Annotated in this window: 15 protein-coding genes; 7 read left to right on the top strand and 8 right to left on the bottom strand. The window is 42.8% G+C overall.

Features of this window, described 5'->3' with window-relative positions:
- Positions 1–106: 106 nt before the first annotated feature.
- Positions 107–1,660 carry a carbohydrate-binding domain-containing protein gene (locus QE390_RS17735; protein ID WP_307143138.1) on the top strand — a complete coding sequence of 518 codons (1,554 nt, stop codon included), beginning with the start codon at positions 107–109 and terminating at the stop codon, positions 1,658–1,660.
- Positions 1,661–2,036: 376 nt separating this feature from the next.
- Here the strand turns inward: QE390_RS17735 and QE390_RS17730 are convergent, their stop codons facing one another.
- Positions 2,037–2,471, bottom strand: coding sequence for a hypothetical protein (locus QE390_RS17730; protein ID WP_307143137.1), 435 nt, complete (start codon positions 2,469–2,471; stop codon positions 2,037–2,039).
- A 910-nt stretch (positions 2,472–3,381) separates the two neighbouring features.
- Here QE390_RS17730 and QE390_RS17725 point away from each other — a divergent pair.
- Positions 3,382–3,918 carry a pyridoxamine 5'-phosphate oxidase family protein gene (locus QE390_RS17725; protein WP_106634714.1) on the top strand — a complete coding sequence of 179 codons (537 nt, stop codon included), beginning with the start codon at positions 3,382–3,384 and terminating at the stop codon, positions 3,916–3,918.
- A 200-nt stretch (positions 3,919–4,118) separates the two neighbouring features.
- On the opposite strand, the gene QE390_RS17720 is transcribed toward QE390_RS17725, so the two are convergent.
- Complete coding sequence (locus QE390_RS17720; RefSeq protein WP_307143136.1) at positions 4,119–4,712, bottom strand: HD domain-containing protein; 594 nt, start codon at positions 4,710–4,712, stop codon at positions 4,119–4,121.
- A gap of 77 nt (positions 4,713–4,789) precedes the next feature.
- A complete protein-coding gene (locus QE390_RS17715; RefSeq protein WP_307143135.1) occupies positions 4,790–7,609 on the bottom strand; it encodes a PQQ-dependent sugar dehydrogenase in 2,820 nt (939 codons plus the stop codon).
- Positions 7,610–7,816: 207 nt separating this feature from the next.
- Between QE390_RS17715 and QE390_RS17710 the strand changes: the two genes are divergently transcribed.
- A complete protein-coding gene (locus QE390_RS17710; RefSeq protein ID WP_307143134.1) occupies positions 7,817–8,530 on the top strand; it encodes an NUDIX domain-containing protein in 714 nt (237 codons plus the stop codon).
- Between the two features lie 4 nt (positions 8,531–8,534).
- Here QE390_RS17710 and QE390_RS17705 read toward each other — a convergent pair whose 3' ends face one another.
- The 3 genes from QE390_RS17705 to QE390_RS17695 all read right to left on the bottom strand — a co-directional run bounded on the left by QE390_RS17705 (position 8,535) and on the right by QE390_RS17695 (position 11,376).
- Positions 8,535–9,095 (bottom strand): TonB-dependent receptor plug domain-containing protein, encoded by a 561-nt coding sequence (locus QE390_RS17705; protein WP_307143133.1) that lies wholly within the window; start codon positions 9,093–9,095, stop codon positions 8,535–8,537.
- An 823-nt stretch (positions 9,096–9,918) separates the two neighbouring features.
- The gene (locus tag QE390_RS17700) at positions 9,919–10,656 is read right to left on the bottom strand and encodes a DUF3307 domain-containing protein (protein ID WP_307143132.1); all 738 of its coding nucleotides are present in this window, start codon (positions 10,654–10,656) and stop codon (positions 9,919–9,921) included.
- A 63-nt stretch (positions 10,657–10,719) separates the two neighbouring features.
- Positions 10,720–11,376, bottom strand: coding sequence for a SatD family protein (locus tag QE390_RS17695; protein ID WP_106634718.1), 657 nt, complete (start codon positions 11,374–11,376; stop codon positions 10,720–10,722).
- 848 nt (positions 11,377–12,224) lie between these two features.
- Between QE390_RS17695 and QE390_RS17690 the strand changes: the two genes are divergently transcribed.
- Genes QE390_RS17690 through miaA form a run of 3 tightly spaced genes read left to right on the top strand, consistent with a single transcriptional unit; the run spans position 12,225 to position 14,658 of the window.
- On the top strand, positions 12,225–12,842 hold the full coding sequence (locus QE390_RS17690; RefSeq protein WP_106634719.1) for an LEA type 2 family protein: 618 nt from the start codon (positions 12,225–12,227) through the stop codon (positions 12,840–12,842).
- A 57-nt stretch (positions 12,843–12,899) separates the two neighbouring features.
- Entirely contained in the window at positions 12,900–13,736 is an 837-nt protein-coding gene (locus tag QE390_RS17685; RefSeq protein WP_307143131.1) for a hypothetical protein, read from the top strand.
- 1 nt (position 13,737) lies between these two features.
- Positions 13,738–14,658 (top strand): tRNA (adenosine(37)-N6)-dimethylallyltransferase MiaA, encoded by a 921-nt coding sequence (miaA, locus tag QE390_RS17680; RefSeq protein WP_307143130.1) that lies wholly within the window; start codon positions 13,738–13,740, stop codon positions 14,656–14,658.
- A gap of 44 nt (positions 14,659–14,702) precedes the next feature.
- Here the strand turns inward: miaA and QE390_RS17675 are convergent, their stop codons facing one another.
- Positions 14,703–15,536: a DUF3298 and DUF4163 domain-containing protein gene (locus tag QE390_RS17675; RefSeq protein WP_307143129.1), complete on the bottom strand. Its 834-nt coding sequence runs from the start codon at positions 15,534–15,536 to the stop codon at positions 14,703–14,705.
- Between the two features lie 249 nt (positions 15,537–15,785).
- The gene (gene pepT, locus QE390_RS17670; RefSeq protein ID WP_307143128.1) at positions 15,786–17,039 is read right to left on the bottom strand and encodes a peptidase T; all 1,254 of its coding nucleotides are present in this window, start codon (positions 17,037–17,039) and stop codon (positions 15,786–15,788) included.
- Between the two features lie 192 nt (positions 17,040–17,231).
- Here pepT and QE390_RS17665 point away from each other — a divergent pair, with 192 nt between their 5' ends.
- Positions 17,232–18,512, top strand: a complete 1,281-nt coding sequence (locus tag QE390_RS17665; protein WP_106634724.1) for a citrate synthase — start codon at positions 17,232–17,234, stop codon at positions 18,510–18,512.
- Positions 18,513–18,613 lie beyond the last annotated feature (101 nt).

Genomic DNA, 18,613 nt, shown 5'->3' with positions numbered 1-18,613 from the left:
CGCTGACTGTTTTGCCACGCAATGGTTTTGGGCTGCGTAAAGGTAAGTATTCCCCGACTTTCGGGTGAATTACTGCCAATATGAACGCCAATAAACAGTTTAGCCAATGAAGTATTCCAACCGGGAAAACACACCTTTAGCCTTTCGGGGCCAGTTAATCCTGATCTTAATAAGCCTGCTAATGCTGGCCTCCTGTTCGAAGGATAATGAAACAGTAGAGGATGCTTCTAAGGGGGCCAGCGTTTCCATTGATAGTGTTTCAACGATCTCGACGGCCATTGAAGGAAACACGGGCAAGGCCGAAAACCCTGATGATTTACTAGCTAATGCTACGTTTACTTCTACGGTTACCATTACCTACGGCAACACCATTACGGTTGATAACCCCCTGGCCGGGAAGGGAGTTACGGTTACCGAAAGTAACGGAGATGTAGTGGTAAACTCAACCGTTTCGGAAGTTGCCTACGTCATTAGTGGTACTTCGACAAATGGCTCATTAAAAGTATATAGTGACAAAAAATTCAAGTTAACCCTAAATGGGGTTAATCTGACGAATAATGATGGTCCGGCCATTAACATTCAGTCGAGCAAACGGGCTTTTATTGTTCTGGCGGATAATACCACCAATAGCCTGACTGACGGAGTAACGTATACGGCCAGTGATACGGAAGACAGGAAAGCCACTTTTTTTAGTGAAGGCCAATTAATTTTTAGTGGAAATGGGAGTGTAACTATCAAGGGAAACTATAAACACGCCATTTGCAGTGATGACTATGTTCGGGTGATTAGTGGCACAATTATCATTCCTTCGGCGGCGTCTGACGGAATTCATACCAACGACGCATTCATTGCTGATGGCGGAACGCTTACCATGACAACCGCTGGGGATGGCATTCAGTGTGAGGAAGGATATATCGTTATTAATGACGGAACATTTACGATTAACGTAGCCGACAAAGGAATCGCGGCCAGCTATGATACCGATACCACGATTGACCCTTACCTGACCATTAACGGAGGAACCTTTGTGATCAACTCTTCCGCCGGCGAGGGAATTGAAAGTAAAAGTGTACTAACCATTAATAACGGGGAGTTTACCATCAAAACGTCTGATGATGGGATCAATGCAGGAACATTCATTTACATCAACGGAGGAAATTTGTACGTATATAGTACATCGAACGATGGGATTGATTCAAATGGAAAGCTAACGGTGACGGGAGGTAAAATTATATCGGTTGGGGCTGGTTCACCCGAGGAAGGGTTTGACTGTGATCGCAACACTTTTAAAATCACCGGAGGTATTCTGGTGGGGATTGGTGGAGCCACGAGTATGCCAACAGCTTCCGTAAGTACCCAGGCTGCTGTAATAGTAGGCGGGGGTACTCTGAATCAACTTATACATATTGAATCAACTGATGGAGTAGAGGCATTGACTTTCCAGATTCCCCGGACGTACGCAACGATGATGTTTTCAAGTCCTAAACTCAAAAATGCTCAAAGTTATAAAATATATACCGGCGGAAGCGTAACAGGTGGCACGAACTTGAATGGACTTTACACGAGCGGAACCTATCAAAAAGGAACCGAGGTTTCGACCTTCACCATGAGTAGTTTGGTAACTAGCGTGGGTGGAAGTACCGGGCCGGGTGGTCGGTAGTTTTTCTTATGGTGAAAATCCCTTGTTATTACTTCAAAAATAATAACAAGGGATTTTTGGTGTGATAGATAACGTTAAAAATGTATGAATACCATGAGGTAACTAAATTCATATGATTCTAATAACGGTTTGTTTAGTTATAATAATGCACGAAAATTCAGTTGAATTTTATTAACCTTATTGCTGGATTTAATTCAAATCATATATTCATAAAGGATGGGGTTTTATTTTTATATGCTATAAAATTTACTCTCTGTATTAAGAGAGAAGGTGGTAAAATTCATTTTAAAATTAAGTAATTATAAATTTATTCATTCTCTAAAATGGTAATCTTCCGTTGATTAGAGTAGGAATGAAACCTTGCTTTTAAAGTAAATTATTTCTGAATATAATAGCGATTTATAATCTTCATGGCAGCCGCTTCATCTTTGGCACAGGGAGTGCAGAAAGTACCAATGCCATCGACCGGACCTTCATATTTCCAGGTAAATACCTTGTTGTACGTTCCTTTGGAATCTTTAACTAGTAAGGTATTCCCGTTTGGGATAAGAGTCAAAACTAACTGATTCGGAAATTTTACCTGAAAGGAGTGCGGAAGCTTCCCTTTCCCCAAATACGTTAATCGCAAACTTTTCCGGTTCGCTCCGTAGGTATAATCAATAGTGGATCGTTGATTATTTCTTGCCCAGAAAGAAAATTCTTCATAAGTATCATGACCAGGTGTACCCGTAGAATAGTTGGCTACTTGCTGAGCATCAGTATGATTATAACTTCCCCAAATCAGTACCAGAGCAAGCACGAAGTATTTCATAAGTCAAATGATTAGAAGTTGAGCTTTAAATATCTACGAGATAAAGGATCGTGCCGATTCATCATTATACCGTGTTACTGAATTTCGAGAGGATAGGCTTGAATACTGGCGGGGTAGGTGGAACCTGCCATCATCTTAGCAACGAGATGAAATCTCGCACCAGTAGTTACCCCCCACAGTCATCTCGAACGAAGAGACCTTCGGTAGCCATGGGACGGATTTGGGGTTATTAAGTTAGCTCCTCACCGTCGCTTGGCTAGAGTTGAGTGACACAATAGTTTGGTAGGCCTCTCCAGTGTTAGCAAATATGTTTCGTTTAGGAAAATCGTTTTCTGACTAGCCAAGGGTTTGCATTCTACCGGCCTGAGGCCTCTAGCCATTTAGTCACTCGGCTAGAGCCGAGCGACTGCGGGAATTTGTTAAATGATAATCCAGATGCGTTCGCAAAGTCAAAAAGGTCCTTCGCTTCGCTCTGGGTGACAGATCGGAGTCATCTTAACCCGAGGAAAAGGCAGCCTCTTTATTTCATACAGTTTTTAAGAAGTAATAATTTTCATTAACTAATGCGATAGCCTATAGCTCATAAAGTAAATTAGCTCTCTTCATAATATGATTTGAATAATTATTGTATTTAAGAATAGTTAGATAAAAAGGATATAGAATAACGAGAAATAGGAGTTATTGTAGTACTATAAAGTTAATATGATTCCTATTTTAAAAGGATTTTATGGATACTTGATAAGCTATTAATTAGGGTTTTTAAGTAAGTATTAGTGTAAATATCTATCAATAAATGATAGTTCAAGATCAATAGTTGAAAGCGACAGTGATGCCTAAAATCTGAGACTCTAGTAAGGGTGGAACAATCTTTATACTTATAGAAGTAATAAACGTATAACTAGAATAAATCATGGACAGCATTAATCAGCAACAACCCGAAAAGAATAGAGAAAACCTCATCGGAGCGGAAGCCAGTGAGAAAATTAAGGAGTTAGTTGATAAAAATAAAACCTGCTTCTTCATTACGGACATTCAAACCAACGAGCCTTTGCACGTTCGGCCCATGTCTGTGCAGAAGATAGAAGAGGATGGAAGCCTCTGGTTTTTAAGTGCGGACGACAGTCATAAAAATGCGGAGATTCAGACTGACCACAAAGTTCAGTTGTTATTTCAGGGGTCTTCATATTCTGACTTTTTAAGTTTGTATGGAAATGCTACCATTTCAAAAGACAAAGCTACCATCAAAGAACTCTGGGAACCCATTCTAAAAACCTGGTTTACAGAAGGTGAGGACGATCCTCGCATTACGGCTATTAGAGTAGATCCGACAGAAGGATATTATTGGGATAATAAACACGGTAATGCCGTTGCCTTTATTAAAACCGTCGCCGGAGCTTTGGTAGGCAAAACGCTGGACGATTCAATCGAAGGAAAAATACAACCTTAACTCATTATCTATTAGGAAGGAAATTCCCGATTTCGGGTTTTCTTTCCTAAACGAATGAAACTAATTACTTAGGTATAAGATATACTGATGCGTTTGACTTAACCCAAGAAGCAGCGAGCCATTCAGTACCGTTTTTCAAAGCGATAAGAAAAGAGTAGTTTAAGGGCTCTTTTGAGGGCGTTACGAAAAATCAAATGATATTACCTACCTCTAACTTTTCGCAACCCTTCTGACACCGCCTCTTTCGCTTTTTTATAGAGCTCTTTATTTCCCCGATTCATTTTTTCCAGATTCATCTTTGCTTCGATCAAATACCTCGGAGCAAATCCTGAGCCTGACTTCATAATATCCAGACTATTGTCCAGAATATCAGCATATTTGATAGTCTGAGCCGTCGCACTTATTTTTCCTAAACGTTCGGCTTCTTTGGTTTTTCGTTTGTCGCGATTCCACTTGGGATAGTCGGCGTGCGTATATACATCCGTTAGTTCGTGTACCCATTTTAACGTCTGGCGGGTTTCCTCCGGGCTGAACCGCTGTGACAAAAATGCAGACAATTCTTCGGAGGTAACTTCCGTATCTTCCAGCAGGTCATGCAAAAGGGCGGCTGCGATGATGGGTAACTCGGATGTAACCTCTTTACAAATTTCACTAACCCGAACTAAATGATTTAGATAGGGTTCATCAACAAATTTTCGGCGTTGGCCTTCGTGGGCTTTTCGGGCAAAGTCGGTAATGGCTTCCAGTATTTCCATGATTTCTTCTTTGGGTAGTTTATAAAAAAGTAGAACCATCTAGAAAATATTCCTTAAACAAAAAGCTCTGCCATGCACGCATGACAGAGCTTTTTGCTGAGGGGATGGTCAGATGACTAGTCTAAAAATCGGAGACTTGAAAAAGTCATCAACGGCTGGATTGCTTTGGCCTCCTCGTTCTTGAAGACCAAATACAAATCCTTGATTCCATTGGTCTCTTTCAGTTTTACCCGAACGGGTGGACGATAAAAAGGATTCCGTTTTTTCGCCGCTGCCACTTTTGTAGAATCGCCAGACTCCAGTTCCGCCATGTACTTTTCAATATCAACGGGAGCGTCTTTTTTCAGTTTCGCTTCACCAATGAGTGGACCCGAAGGAGAGTCTGTATGAATTTCGACGGTACCACCCACATTACCTTCCCGATCCTGAACGGTGATTCCCAGATCCATTTTCTTCACGCCCGTAAGGTCAATGTTTTTATACGTAACTACTGAGTTTGCGTAAGGAATAACATTGATCCCTTTGCCCATACCTCTCGCTTTCAATTCCGCACCTTTCACGGCATCGGCTGAAGAAGCATTCATTTCAGGACTACGCAAAACGATGAGTTGTTCAGACGTTTGAGAGGGAATAGCCTTGGCATTCAGATTATTACCCCGATCAGTATACGCTACCCGAACCAGAACGGAGCCCTTTTCATTATCTCCTTCGGGAATGGTAGGTGTGATTTTTCCCTGCATGGGTAAGGTACTGAATTTCTTGGTCGTCACGTTCAGAATATAATCAACCAGCAAATTGGCATCCGCAACGGACATGGCGGGGTGGCCAGGCATGGCTACTTCGCCCCAAACGCCAACACCACCGTTCCGAATTTTCTGAACCAACTGAGCTTTGACTCCACCATTACCTTTGTACTTGGTTGCAATATCGGTGAAGCTTGGACCTACCGACTTGCTATTAATCTGATGGCAAACTTTGCAGTCACTCTGACTGATAAGAGTCTGAGCTACCGCGTATTGCGTGTTCGCATCGACAGTCCGTTGTCCCTGAATTACTTCTGCGTAATCAAAACCCTCCGAAGTATAGTCAATACTCAAAGCCACCCGGTCGGCAGGAATTTTGCCGCTGGCCAAATTGCCATCTTCTTTATCCTCTACATTCACCGTATACTCAATGGCTTTGTTGGGGAAGAAGAATGTTTTGTTTCCGGTCAGTGCAATGTTCACTGCGGGGGGCTCATTACCCGCAATAATTTTTACCGACTTCGTGTTGGCGGCTCCTTTGGAGTCCGTTACGGTTAATGACGCCGTATAAACTCCGGCCTTATCAAGGGTTAAGGCGGGATTGGCCGTGTTGAAAACTTTAGGCGTACTACCCGGAGCCGTTACTTTCCACTGATACTTGAGAGCATCACCGTCATAATCTTTAGTGCCATCCGCCGAGAGTGTTAACTTCAAAGGAACGGTGCCCCCTTTTTTACTAGCCGAAGCCTGAACAATGGGTTTACGGTTTCCGCTATTATATTCGATACGAACCAGTTTGGAGTTATCGCTTTTCCGGAACCAGTTGCTACCGTATTCCAGTACGTATAAATCTCCGTCGGGTCCAAACTTCATATCAATGGGTTCGATAGGAGGGTAACTGGGCAGCACCCGCTCCATGGATTGATAGTCTCCAGCCTCATTCATAGTAATGGCCATAATCCATCCACGGGAAAAATCAGTAACGATCCATTTACCTTCGTAGTAAGCGGGCCAGGGGCGTTTGGCTCCTTTGAAATCAGCCTGCCGATATACCTGTCCACCCGTTGCACTTCGGGAACCCGTTCCCACCAGTGGGAATTTTTCCGAAACCCCGTAAGGATAGTAAATGAAGTTTGGAGCAACCGGAGGTAACTCGGTTAAGCCCGTATTATTGGGAGAGTTATTGACTGGATGATTGGGGTCTTTTTTCTCAAGAGGTTTGTTAGCGGCATAATCGTAAACCGGAAAGGCCTGATTATCACCTACAAACCAGGGCCAGCCGAAGTTACCTGGCTTGCGGGCCTGGTTCAATTCGTCATAACCGCGAGGTCCAATTTCTGAATCCTCCGTTGCATCTGGACCAACTTCACCCCAGTAGATATAACCCGTTTTACTGTCGATAGAAATTCTCCAGGGATTTCGGTGCCCCATCGAGTAAATTTCGGGACGTGTTTTAGCCGTGCCTTTTGGGAATAAGTTTCCTTCGGGAATGGTGTATGTTCCATTGGCCTCGGGGTGAATGCGAAGGATTTTTCCGCGAAGGTCATTCGTGTTACCCGCATGTCCCTGATCATCCCAACTGGCCCGACCCGGACGCTCGTCGGTTTGGGCCGCTTTCTGATTTCCCGTATTATTACCCACGGTCAGAAAAAGGTTACCCGCTTTATCCCAGGTCATGCCACCACCGGTGTGACAGCAGACTTCGCGTTGCGTTGGAATTTCCAGCATGACTTTTTCTGAACCCTCTTTCAAACCATCCTCTTCGACTATCCAGCGAGTAAGCAAATGCTTGTGTTCGGTAGGGTGGGCGTAGAACAAATAGATCCAGTGATTTTTCGTAAAGTTGGGATCCAGTGTCATTCCCATCAGCCCTTCTTCAGCCTCTGAAACTTTCCCTTCTGCACTGGTATACTTGGTATTCACTTCGAGTGTGCCAAGCAGATCTACCGATTTCGTTGCTGGGTTGTATCGCTTCACAGCTCCCTTACGTTCTATGATATACGCAGAGCCATCTTTCAATACTTCAAAAGACATGGGTTCGTCGAGGTCCTCTGCCACAACTACGGGAGTGAACCGACTTTCATCCGGTTTTTCCTGAGGGACCTGATCCCTCGAAATAAATGAGGCTAACCCAATGGCCATAGCCAATGGACCTAACAAGGCGATCCGCTGATAGGTTCGTTTTCGCTTCATGTGCGTGATTCGTTGAAATTTTATACTAGGTTTATCGGATTTTAATGAGCGTTTTCATCGGGTTATTGATACTAATTATTCTCAGATCAATATGAAAATCACTTATTGTATCATCAGGATACAATAATCGGTCTAGAAATTTCATTATCCAATCTTTTAGACGTATTCTTGAAAAAATTGTATAAAAAGGCGTTTATTAGAGAGATTATGAGTTTAGAAAATCCTTACATTCCTCAACTTTCGCTCGACTGTGTCATCTTTGGCTTTCATGCCAGTCAGTTAAAAGTGCTGGTTTTGCGTTTTAAAAACTCGGATTTTTTTGCTTTACCGGGCGGATTTATCCGGCAGGATGAAGATTTGAACGAGGCGGCTCAGCGGGTATTAATGGAAAGAACCGGATTGACCGAAGTATATCTCGAACAATTTTACACGTTTGGTCAGCGGGAAAGGGGAGAGGTAAAGATGCAAAGGGAGTGGGCGGAAGCAAATAAACGGGACGTTCCCGAGTGGTTAGAAAAACGTTTTATCTCCGTTGGCTTTTATGCCTTGGTTGATTTTTCAAAAGTCGTTCTCACCACAGATGAAATTTCTGATTCCTGTGATTGGATTGACATTAACGAGTTACCTTCTCTCATGATGGACCATAGCCTGATGGTAAAAAAAGCTCTGGAAACTTTGCGATTGCAGTTAGACCAAAAGTGGCTGGTTTTTAATTTATTACCCGAAATATTTACCATCGCTGAATTACAAAAAGCTTACGAAACAATTTTAGGAAAAACGTTGCTGCGGACCAACTTTCAGCGAAAAATGCTGAGTCTTGAAATTCTGGAACGTATTGAAAAAAAATATACAGGTAAGGCTCATAAAGCACCTTACCTGTATCGATTTCAAAAAACAGAGGATGAAGATAAGTTTTACTGATCGGCTACTTTTTTAAAGTAATCACAACAACGCCATCTTTTGCTTTTTCACCGTATTGGCTTAAAGCTTGTTCGCCCTTTAAAACATTTACTTTTTCAATGGTATTAGGGTCAATAGCATTCATTTGATCTTGGGTTACTTCTTTGCCATTGACAAGAATGATTGGCGTTTTACCCGAGGACTTGATTTTAACTTGATCCTTAGTTGTAATATGTAGAACTCCATTTTTTGCTTTGCTGAGAATTTCGGGATCATCCCCAAAATTCTTCTGAATGAAATTATCAGGAGTTTTTTTGAAAACTTCAACTGAACTAATTTGATCAGTAGTTAAATCTTTTTCTAATTTTTCTTTAGACCAAACTTTGTCATTGACCAGGATAACTACATTTTTATCCAATCCATTAATTTTTATCCTATTTCCTTTCGAAGAAAGACTGGTGGTTTCGCCGATTTTGATAACTTTTTCTTGAGAAGTAGGAACAACTTCAGAGCGTTTACTACAGCTACTCGCCCCTAATAATGACAGTAGAGTAGCAGAGAGAATTAGGATTTTGCTGTTTTTCATAAGTGACAAGGTATAAGTGAGATAAATGATAATCCGATTACATCCGAAATATAGTTGATTATTCCGAAATATTCGGAATAAGTTAGACTTTTAACTTTCATTAAGATTTGAGAGGGATATATGGGATCTATTCAAACACCAAGTACGGTTACTTTAAGTAAAATACTAAGATTTAAAAAGTGAATAATAAGGATATACTTAAATACTTAAATTAATAATTAACCAGGAGTCATTAGTCAGGAATCAGCTCTTGAATGGTAGATAAATAAGGAATCTAGGGAAGGAGCCGTAGGGCACAATCGGGCAATTGATTTTTTAATTAAGAGATCTGATTTGATAGATAGAGAAAATCTTCAAAGAGAATTACTGGATTTATACTTTTCTGTATTAAGAGGAGGAAGCGAAGCTTTTCGAGAAGATTGAGACGATTCTAACTAATCTGTTAACTAAATAAATAGTTCATGATTGGGAGTCTTTCTAACCAAGGAATAGCCATCATTAAGTTTCTTCAGAATTCATGAATGGTTAAATGGGGTATACCTTTTATCAAGGATCAAATAGGCTGAGGGATAAGCATCAAAATCCACTTGCCAAGCTTCGTTAGAAACAGAAAAACGGCAGTGGAAACTGCCGTTTTAAATTGTACAAAACCAAGATTTCGTCTGAAATTTCCTTCTAAAATGCGGAAAGATGCGTAACATCTTAGCCTTTTAGAGTATTTTAATTGGAATAATTATATATTAAATTCATTTAGTTATAAAATACCCTTTGCAGGTAGCTAATCATAATGCTCTGAGAATCGTATGAATGGGTAAAGGGTCAGTTAGAAACGCTCTATCAAAACCTCAGCGGCTGACGCCAAGGCAATTGCTGCCCCGTAACTTAATAGGGTACCGATTAACACGTACTCTGATTTGGGGGTAGCCTGTTTTTCCTCACTGAATCGTAGTAACGATTTCGCCGCAATCAAAAAGCCGATGGCATCATAGTGATTGGCAAAAATCAGAACAATGATGATGATGCGTTCCACAAGCCCAATCCACATACCCGCTCGATCCAGGCCACCGGTACTATGCAGGTTGAGTTGATCCTGCCATCGCCGAGTAGCCATGTTGATAAGAATAGAAACGGGGAAGGTCCCCAGTAAAAAAGTTACCATTACGATCAAGCTATCTACATCGGAAAGTAAGTTACTCCACAGATAGGTCAGATTCCGATCGATGAGATAAAGCCAAGCCAAAATGAGTACGACCACATGAGCTACCTGATCGAGTAGAAAGTTCCGAACTTTGGCCTGCGAACGTCGGTCGGCCTCCAGCTTCCAGATGTCAATGCACAAATGCAAAATGGCTATGACTAAAGCAACGATCCACTGATTCCAGCTATTCAAAAATAGCCAGGTCAATAAAAAATGTAAACCCGCATGAGCATAGAGATAAGGTGATTTATAACTACGTTGTTCTTTATTTTTTACCCATGCATGGCTCTGTAGGAAGAAGTCTCCCAGAATATGAGCAATCAATAGTTTTAGTATAATGAGCAGTTGAGAGGTGGTGTACATATTTTATTGTAGTCAATATGTTTATTATACAGTAATTGATGTATAATAAATGTTGCATTCAATTTATTTTGAATTAATGCACTGTAAAACAACTGTATAAAATCTTTTGACGAACAAATCAACGGCATTCCAGGAAGCGGCATTCGACCGCTGGTTCACTGCCGACTGCGTTATACCCAGCGTTGCAGAAATGTTCACTTCGGTGTGACCCAATAGCTTTAAATACATAATATCAGCCTGGGCTGCGGTCCACTTACTGGTAATGGTTTCGAGTAATACGAGTCCCGTATTGATTTCTGCATCCAGGGCGGGCCAGGAAGACTGAATTTCTATACGGTTAGGATGCTTCTTCATCCCATCTAAAAGACGCCCTGAGTAATGAAAGGCCTCGCCATCTGACTCAGACAATTTAGGCGATTTATAGGCTACTGTACCGATTCCAATGCCAATTCGGGCATCCAGATTCTGTCCAGAATAAAAATCGCTTTTCAGGTAGGAGCGAATAAGCAGGGCTACTCGTAAAGCCTCGGCTGGCGTATCCAGTAACCCTTGAAAACTATCTCCTCTGAATACTTCAAATGGAATCTTCAATTGTAATTCGTTCTTCGCTTCCAGACGTGTAAAGAGATAGTCAAGATTCTTCATCAGGACTTTTCTTTCTGGAATCACTAGCTTCGTAGAATCCACAATGTCGCCTGTGAGTACAGCAAATACTTTCATTTTATAAGCTATTTATCTGATAACATCCGAATATAAGTTATTTCTCTAATATTATAAAATTATAAGCTAATTAACTTATAAAATATTATATTTTAGGTTGTACTAGAAAATTGACTGCTCATTGCCATTGCCCTGAGCAGTCTGGTTATGCGAAGAGATTGTGTAAAACTACAATCGTCGGCCCTGATGCGAATCATGACTTTTGAAGTCTTTACTAATTAAAAACCGGAAGACGATCCTTTGCTTCTCTCAGGAGAGTAGGCTTAATATTCCTACCTCTCATTTCGAATGAAGCGAGAGATCTTCCGTGGGAATGGGACGAAATTAAAGAAGAGCTGATCAATTCAACCGTTACTGCATGTGTTGATGAGGTTCTTCATCCAGAATGATAAAAGAGAGCAGGAAATGGTCCCTCTATAATTTGCTTTTTAAACGCCATGGCCCGCTTCTAAGGGAAATAAACGAATGATTCAAGAAGAGGGTTAAAAGCCATTACGGATAACCTAGAGACTTTTTCTATTCGTATGTGGGTAGGTTGGATAATAAATAATTGTTGGCATTACATAATAAAGTGTTTCAGATATCTATCAGGTCAGTAGAATGTAATAAGGGATGGAAAGTGAATAGAAAAGATTTTTGCGGTAGCTGGGTATGTAGTAAAAGGCTGTAGTCAATAATGATTGATTAGATAAATACTATTGAATACAAATAATTTATTAATAGATGTATTATGTAATTATTGAATATATTAATTATTGTGTATTTTAAAGTGGTCAATAGTTTAAGTATAGATATGGGCTCAGTTTTTTAGAATATTTTTGTTGCATAAAAAGGCATTTCCCAAATCCATGAAAAAAATAATCTTATGGGGTTCGCTTCTGCTGGCAGCAGGTACGCTGAGCCGTTGCGGTGTAAACAAACAAATTGCGGAAGCGAAAGCTCTGGGCGATTGTCGCTACGATGTAACCTCCGCAGATAGCATTTATCTGGCTGGTGTAGACATTCGGGAGTTCAAAAACTTCGAAGCCCTTAATCCGCTGAAATTTCCACAGTTAGGAGCGGCTTTGCTGCGTCAAAATGTGCCTTTAGATGCCCGGGTAAACCTGAATATCCAGAATCCAACGGGTAGGGCCGCCGGAATCAATCAATTGGAGTATAAAGTGCTGCTAACGGGGCAGGAGATTGCCACTGGGTTCATTAATGAGCGTATTTCGGTCGCTCCGGGCTCTAAAACGCAGGTTCCCATCCGAGTGTCGACAAACGCCTATCAATTGCTTTCTGATGCCAAAACGCGGGATTCGTTCATTCAGTTTGTACAGAATCTGGCGGGTAACAAATCAGCCAAGGCTAGTAAGTTAACCATCAAGATCAAGCCTACGCTTTCTTTAGGGGGAGCTCGGGTAAACTATCCGGGTTACATTACCATCGACCAGGAAGTGACCAACAAAATTCTGATAGGAAGATAAGATTACCCCTAGAGAAAAGAAAGGGTGGGGCATGGCTCCGCCCTTTTGTTTTACCAAATGACTTCATTACAGGACACGATATTTCGCGAGACGTTTGAACAATTCCTCTGGGAGGAAATGGAGGGAGAGGACTGGGTAAAAGCGGGTGAAGGCCGGTATGAAAATGAAACCCGTCAATTGGCTATAGCTCTCAAAGTAGAAACGGATAAAATTGTACTTTTACAAGAATTAGACTTTTACGAAAAACGGGGTTGGCAAGTGATTCAATTATGGCAGGATGTGTGGGAGAATCAACCTTCCATTGTGAAAAGCCGGCTGAAGTCTTTACTTGGAAAATCGGCCCGAATTCCGGGGCGGCTGACGTTTATAAAACCGATAGAATCTGATTTCTTTAAAGAGTTTTTGAAAAAGAACCACTTACAGGATTCGGCTAAATGTCCCTATCGCTACGGCTTATTTTTAAAAAATGGGCCACAAAACGAGCCTTTTTTAAATGACCCCGCCATCGTTAATGACTGTGTGGCCGTGGCTGGCTTCGGCCCTGTACGTTTCATGCCTGGTCGGGGAGAAAACTACTATTCAGGAGAATTAATTCGGTTTTCTAATGTGCTGAATCATACGGTTGTGGGCGGACTGGATAAATTGATCAAAGCCTTTTTGCGTGAACATCCCGTGCAGGATTTAATGACCTACGCTGACCGGGATTGGTCAACCGGGAAAAGTTATGAACGGCTCGGTTTTAAGCGTGTAGGAACAACACTGCCACAGGAGTTCTGGCTGGATTTAAAAACGAATATCAGGCATTACCCACATCGACTTAAAAAGGATTTTTCGGGAGAATTCAGGGAAGTATATAATTCCGGTAATTACAAGTACATCAAGTTTTTAAGTTAATATGAGCGAGTTACAAACGCTTCAGCCCTTCGTTATTCTTGGGCCGACGGCTTCGGGTAAAACCCGTCTGGCGGTGCAGTTAGCGAAAGAATTTAATGGAGAGATTATAAGCGTCGATTCCCGGCAGGTATACCGGGATATGACGATTGGGACAGGGAAAGATCTGTCCGAATATGAAAATGTACCCTACCATTTAATTGACCTGGTTGACGCCGGTACCGCTTATAATCTAGCGGAATTTCAACGAGATTTTCGAGAAAAGTTTATTGAAATCAAGGATCGTCAAAAAAGACCCGTGTTGTGTGGAGGGACGGGTTTATACCTGGAAGCAGTGCTTAAAAACCATCAGTATACAACCATTCCGAATGACTTTAAGCTAAGAACGGAATTGGATACCCTGACGGATGCAGAATTACAAAGTCGCTTTTCTCGTCTGCATTCCGCGTTTCATGCGGTGGCAGATCTTTCTACGCGGAAACGAACGATACGAGCCATTGAAATTGCGGAATACCTGCAAAATAATGCGTTGGAAGCTCGCCCTGAACTAACGTTAAAACCTCTGGTGATAGGCTTAAATCCACCCGTTGAAATCCGTCGGGATCGTATTACCAAACGTTTACGGGAACGATTAGAAAACGGAATGATTGAAGAAGTAGAGGCTTTATTGAATCGCGGCATACCTGCGGACCGACTGATGTATTATGGTCTGGAATACAAGTTCATAACGGAATATCTGGAAGGAAAATGGACGTATGCGTTACTCTTTGAACGATTGAACGTAGCCATTCATCAGTACGCTAAACGGCAGATGACCTTCTTCCGAAAAATGGAACGGGATGGCTTAACTATGCATTGGCTGGAGGGTTCGCCTGACGAAAATCTAATGACTGCTCGAACGCTTATCAAAGAAAACGGCGAATGAACCTGAAATCATTCGCCGTTTTTTATAAAGGTAATGGTATCCAATTATTGCACTGGATTACTCAATAATCCATCGCTTTTAATAATGCTTTTCAGCTCTGCGTAAGGAATCATAATTTCCGTTGGACCTTCAGCGTATGACTTGATTTCCATCGCATTATAGCGGAATAATAAGCCCTCTTTCTGGATGCTGAAATTATCATTTAAAGCAAAGGCATTCCCCGTAAAAAAGTAACGATCTCCGTAGGCATCCCCGTCTTTTAATCCTTCCTGTTTACGGAAAATTTTCTCGGCTACCGTCGAAAGAGTCTTCTCGTAACCCGGCTTAAATAATTCGGAAAGATTAATCCGATGTCCGTTCGTAGTGAAGTTAGCGTATTGCGTAAACGTAACGGGATGAGCACCGCCGGAGTAATTGTAGCTGAAAATCGAAAGGACAGTCAACTGAGGCGTTTGTCGGATTACCTCAGTCTTTACTTCACTCGCCCAGGCTCCGCCTAAAATGGGTTCATTCGGAAAACGTTTCCGCTGATCGGTAATAAAGTCGTCGAAGCCTGCCACAAAGTCCTTCACGACGGTATTCGGGCGGGCTTTCTTCATTTCTTCCGTACTGCTCTCTCCGTCCAGGTAACCCGAGGCCGCCACACTGGCCCGAATAATGCTGTCGGTCAGAGCTTTGTTTCCTTCAAAAACCGGATACGTGAAGCTGGCTTTCGCACACAAAGAGTCGGGACGTACGCATAACTGACTTTGAACGGAATCGCCTTTGATTTCATAGGCGGGGGCGTCCGAACCTTTGGCAGAGGACTGTTCCGATTGTTTGGACTCACAGGACGCCAATAGAAGTAAGGCGGGGAATAAGAGGGTTACTTTCTTCATAGTGTTCATGAATGGGACTGAGAACGGCTTGAATGGGCAGAAGGATGACCAGAAAAGGCTCTAGTTACGTTTGGGGCTGTTTGTTGTTCAATAGAAATGGTGGTAAATGGATCGTTAACCGTAAGAAGGTCGTGCCATAAAGCCATTTCAGTACGTTTGGAGCTAACATTCGGAAGTAAGGTTAACCCTTGCCTTCGGTGAGGTGTGAAAGTAACCAGAACTTCCGAATTACCCAGCTCAAACGAATAATTATGACTTTTCGGCCCAGATTTGAGCCAGATTCACGATGACTTCCACGGCTTTTTCCATGTCCTGACGCGTTACCCATTCCTGACGGGAGTGAAAAGCGTGCTCGCCTGCAAAAATATTGGGGCAAGGCAAGCCCATGAAGGAAAGTCGGGAACCGTCGGTACCTCCGCGAATGCTCATTTGCTTCGCCACAATACCGCTGCGTTCAATAGCTTCCAGAGCATATTGAGCCACCTGTGGATGCTGATCGAGTACCTCTTTCATGTTCCGGTACTGCTCCATAACCTTGAAGTCAATGCTGGAATTTGGATAATGCGTTAATACCTGATTGGTAATCTCTTTCAGAAAGGCTTCCTTTTCGTGCAGGCCTGCTTCCGAAAAATCACGGATGATGAACTCCAGTTCGGCTTCTTCAACCGTTCCATTCATGAAAGTCGGATGAACAAAGCCTTCCATCGCTTCCGTCGTTTCGGGCGAAAGGCGATCTTTAGGTAAAGCAGCCAGAATGTCTCCGGCAATCTTGATGGCACTTTCCATGCGTCCTTTGGCAAAACCGGGGTGCTGACTAACTCCCTGAATGCGAAGGTGAACGGCGTCGGCAGAGAAGGTCTCGTCTTCCAGCGAACCCAGCGTTTCGCCGTCAATGGTATAGCCGAAGTGAGCACCGAGTTTCTCCAGATTTACGTGTTCTGTACCACGTCCTACTTCTTCATCAGGCGTGAAGAGGATCTTAATAACGCCGTGTTCAATTTCGGGATGCGTAATGAGGTAATGAACCGCATCCATAATTTCAGCCACACCGGCTTTGTTATCAGCTCCCAACAAAGTAGTTCCAGAGGCAGTAATCAAATCATTCCCAATCTGAGCGGCCAGGTCGGGGTGATCTTTCTGGCGAATCACCTGCGTGGGGTCATCGGGCAGAATCACATCGGAGCCATCGTAATTTTTGTGAACCAGGGGTTTGACACCGGCCCCGGAGCAGTCGGGCGAGGTATCCACGTGCGAACAGAAGCAGATCACCGGAATATTCGTTTTGCCGGAGGTAGCTGGTAACGTCGCATAGACGTACCCGAATGCATCCAGTTCAGCATCCGTAATACCCATTTCCAGAAGCTCCTGAACGAGTATTCGGCTTAAATCTTTCTGTTTTTCAGTAGAAGGAGAGGTTTTTGAATGCGGATCGGATTGCGTATCGACCTGAACATAACGTAAAAAGCGATCGGTGACGGTAAAATTATAATTCGCTGAAATCATTGATAGTCAATAGAATAAGGGATTTGTACAAAATTATATAGCAAATTAGCAAGTTTTTTTGCGGAATGGAGGCCGCTTTTTTACGTCATTCAAATTTATTTTTGTGCCGTGTGAAGGGTTTTTGTGTATTTTCGCTGTCATCAAAACGATGCCTCTCCTTAGCATGGCCATTGCCAAATAAATTTTTGCTTTATGTCTGATTTTGCAGAACTGTCCGTTGAAGGTAAAAAGTATCAACTTCCCATCGTAGTAGGGACGGAGGCTGAAAAAGCCCTCGATATTAACAAACTTCGCGATGAATCGGGATACATCACGATTGATTCTGGGTACAAAAACACTGGTGCTACGAAAAGTGCAATCACTTTTCTGGACGGTGAGAAGGGTATTCTGAACTACCGTGGCTATAGTATCGAAGATTTAGCAGCGAAAGCGACTTTCCTTGAAGTCGCTTATTTGCTTATTTATGGAGAGCTTCCCACTACTGAGCAATACGCTGAATTCGAAGGAGCGATTCGTCGCCACACGATCGTAAACGAAGGCGTACGTACGATCTTTGAAGGATTTCCCGTGAATTCGCACCCTATGGCGACGCTTTCCTCGCTGGTAAGCTCCCTGAGTGCCTTCTATCCAGACTCGTACGAAGGAAAAGACAATTCTGACCGTCATATCATTCGCTTACTGGCGAAGTTGCCTACAATTGCCAGCTGGAGCTATAAACGGGCGATGGGCCACCCGATGAACTATCCTAAAAATGATTTGGACTACTGTTCAAACTTTTTACACATGATGTTCTCGCTGCCCGTTGAGAAATACGAAGTCGATCCCGTGGTTGCTTCAGCCCTGAACACGCTGTTGATCCTCCACGCCGATCACGAACAAAACTGTTCGACTTCGACGGTACGTCTGGTCGGTTCTTCTCAAGCCAACCTGTACTCTTCGATTTCGGCGGGTATCAGTGCTCTCTGGGGGCCTCTGCACGGCGGTGCTAACCAGGAAGTAATCGAAATGCTCGAAGCGATCAAAGCCGACGGCGGAGACGTTAGCAAATACATTGATATGGCTAAAAACGCGAAAACAACGGGCTTCCGTTTGTTCGGTTTTGGTCACCGTGTGTACAAAAACTTCGATCCCCGGGCGAAAATCATTAAGAAAGCAGCCGACGAAGTACTGGCGAAACTGGGCGTGAATGATCCCGTTCTGGAAATCGCAAAAGGACTGGAAGAAGCTGCTTTGAACGACGAATACTTCGTTGCTCGCAAGTTATACCCCAACGTAGATTTCTATTCAGGTATCATCTATCGTGCTTTAGGCATCCCAACGAACATGTTTACCGTTATGTTCGCCATCGGACGTCTGCCCGGCTGGATTGCTCAGTGGAAAGAAATGCGTGCGGCGAAAGAACCTATTGGTCGTCCTCGTCAGATTTATACGGGTGCTACGCTTCGCGAATTCGTTCCTATCGAAAACCGATAGTCACCGAACTGCTATTCAAAAATGTGGGCTTGTTCCCACATTTTTTTTGCCTTTACTTTTTCATGGCTTTTATGGGAAAGGCTTCCTCGGTTCGGGGAGGC

This window comes from Siphonobacter sp. SORGH_AS_1065 (genome assembly GCF_030818595.1).
Taxonomy (GTDB): Bacteria; Bacteroidota; Bacteroidia; order Cytophagales; family Spirosomataceae; genus Siphonobacter.
This window is presented reverse-complemented; position numbering and strand designations above follow the sequence as displayed.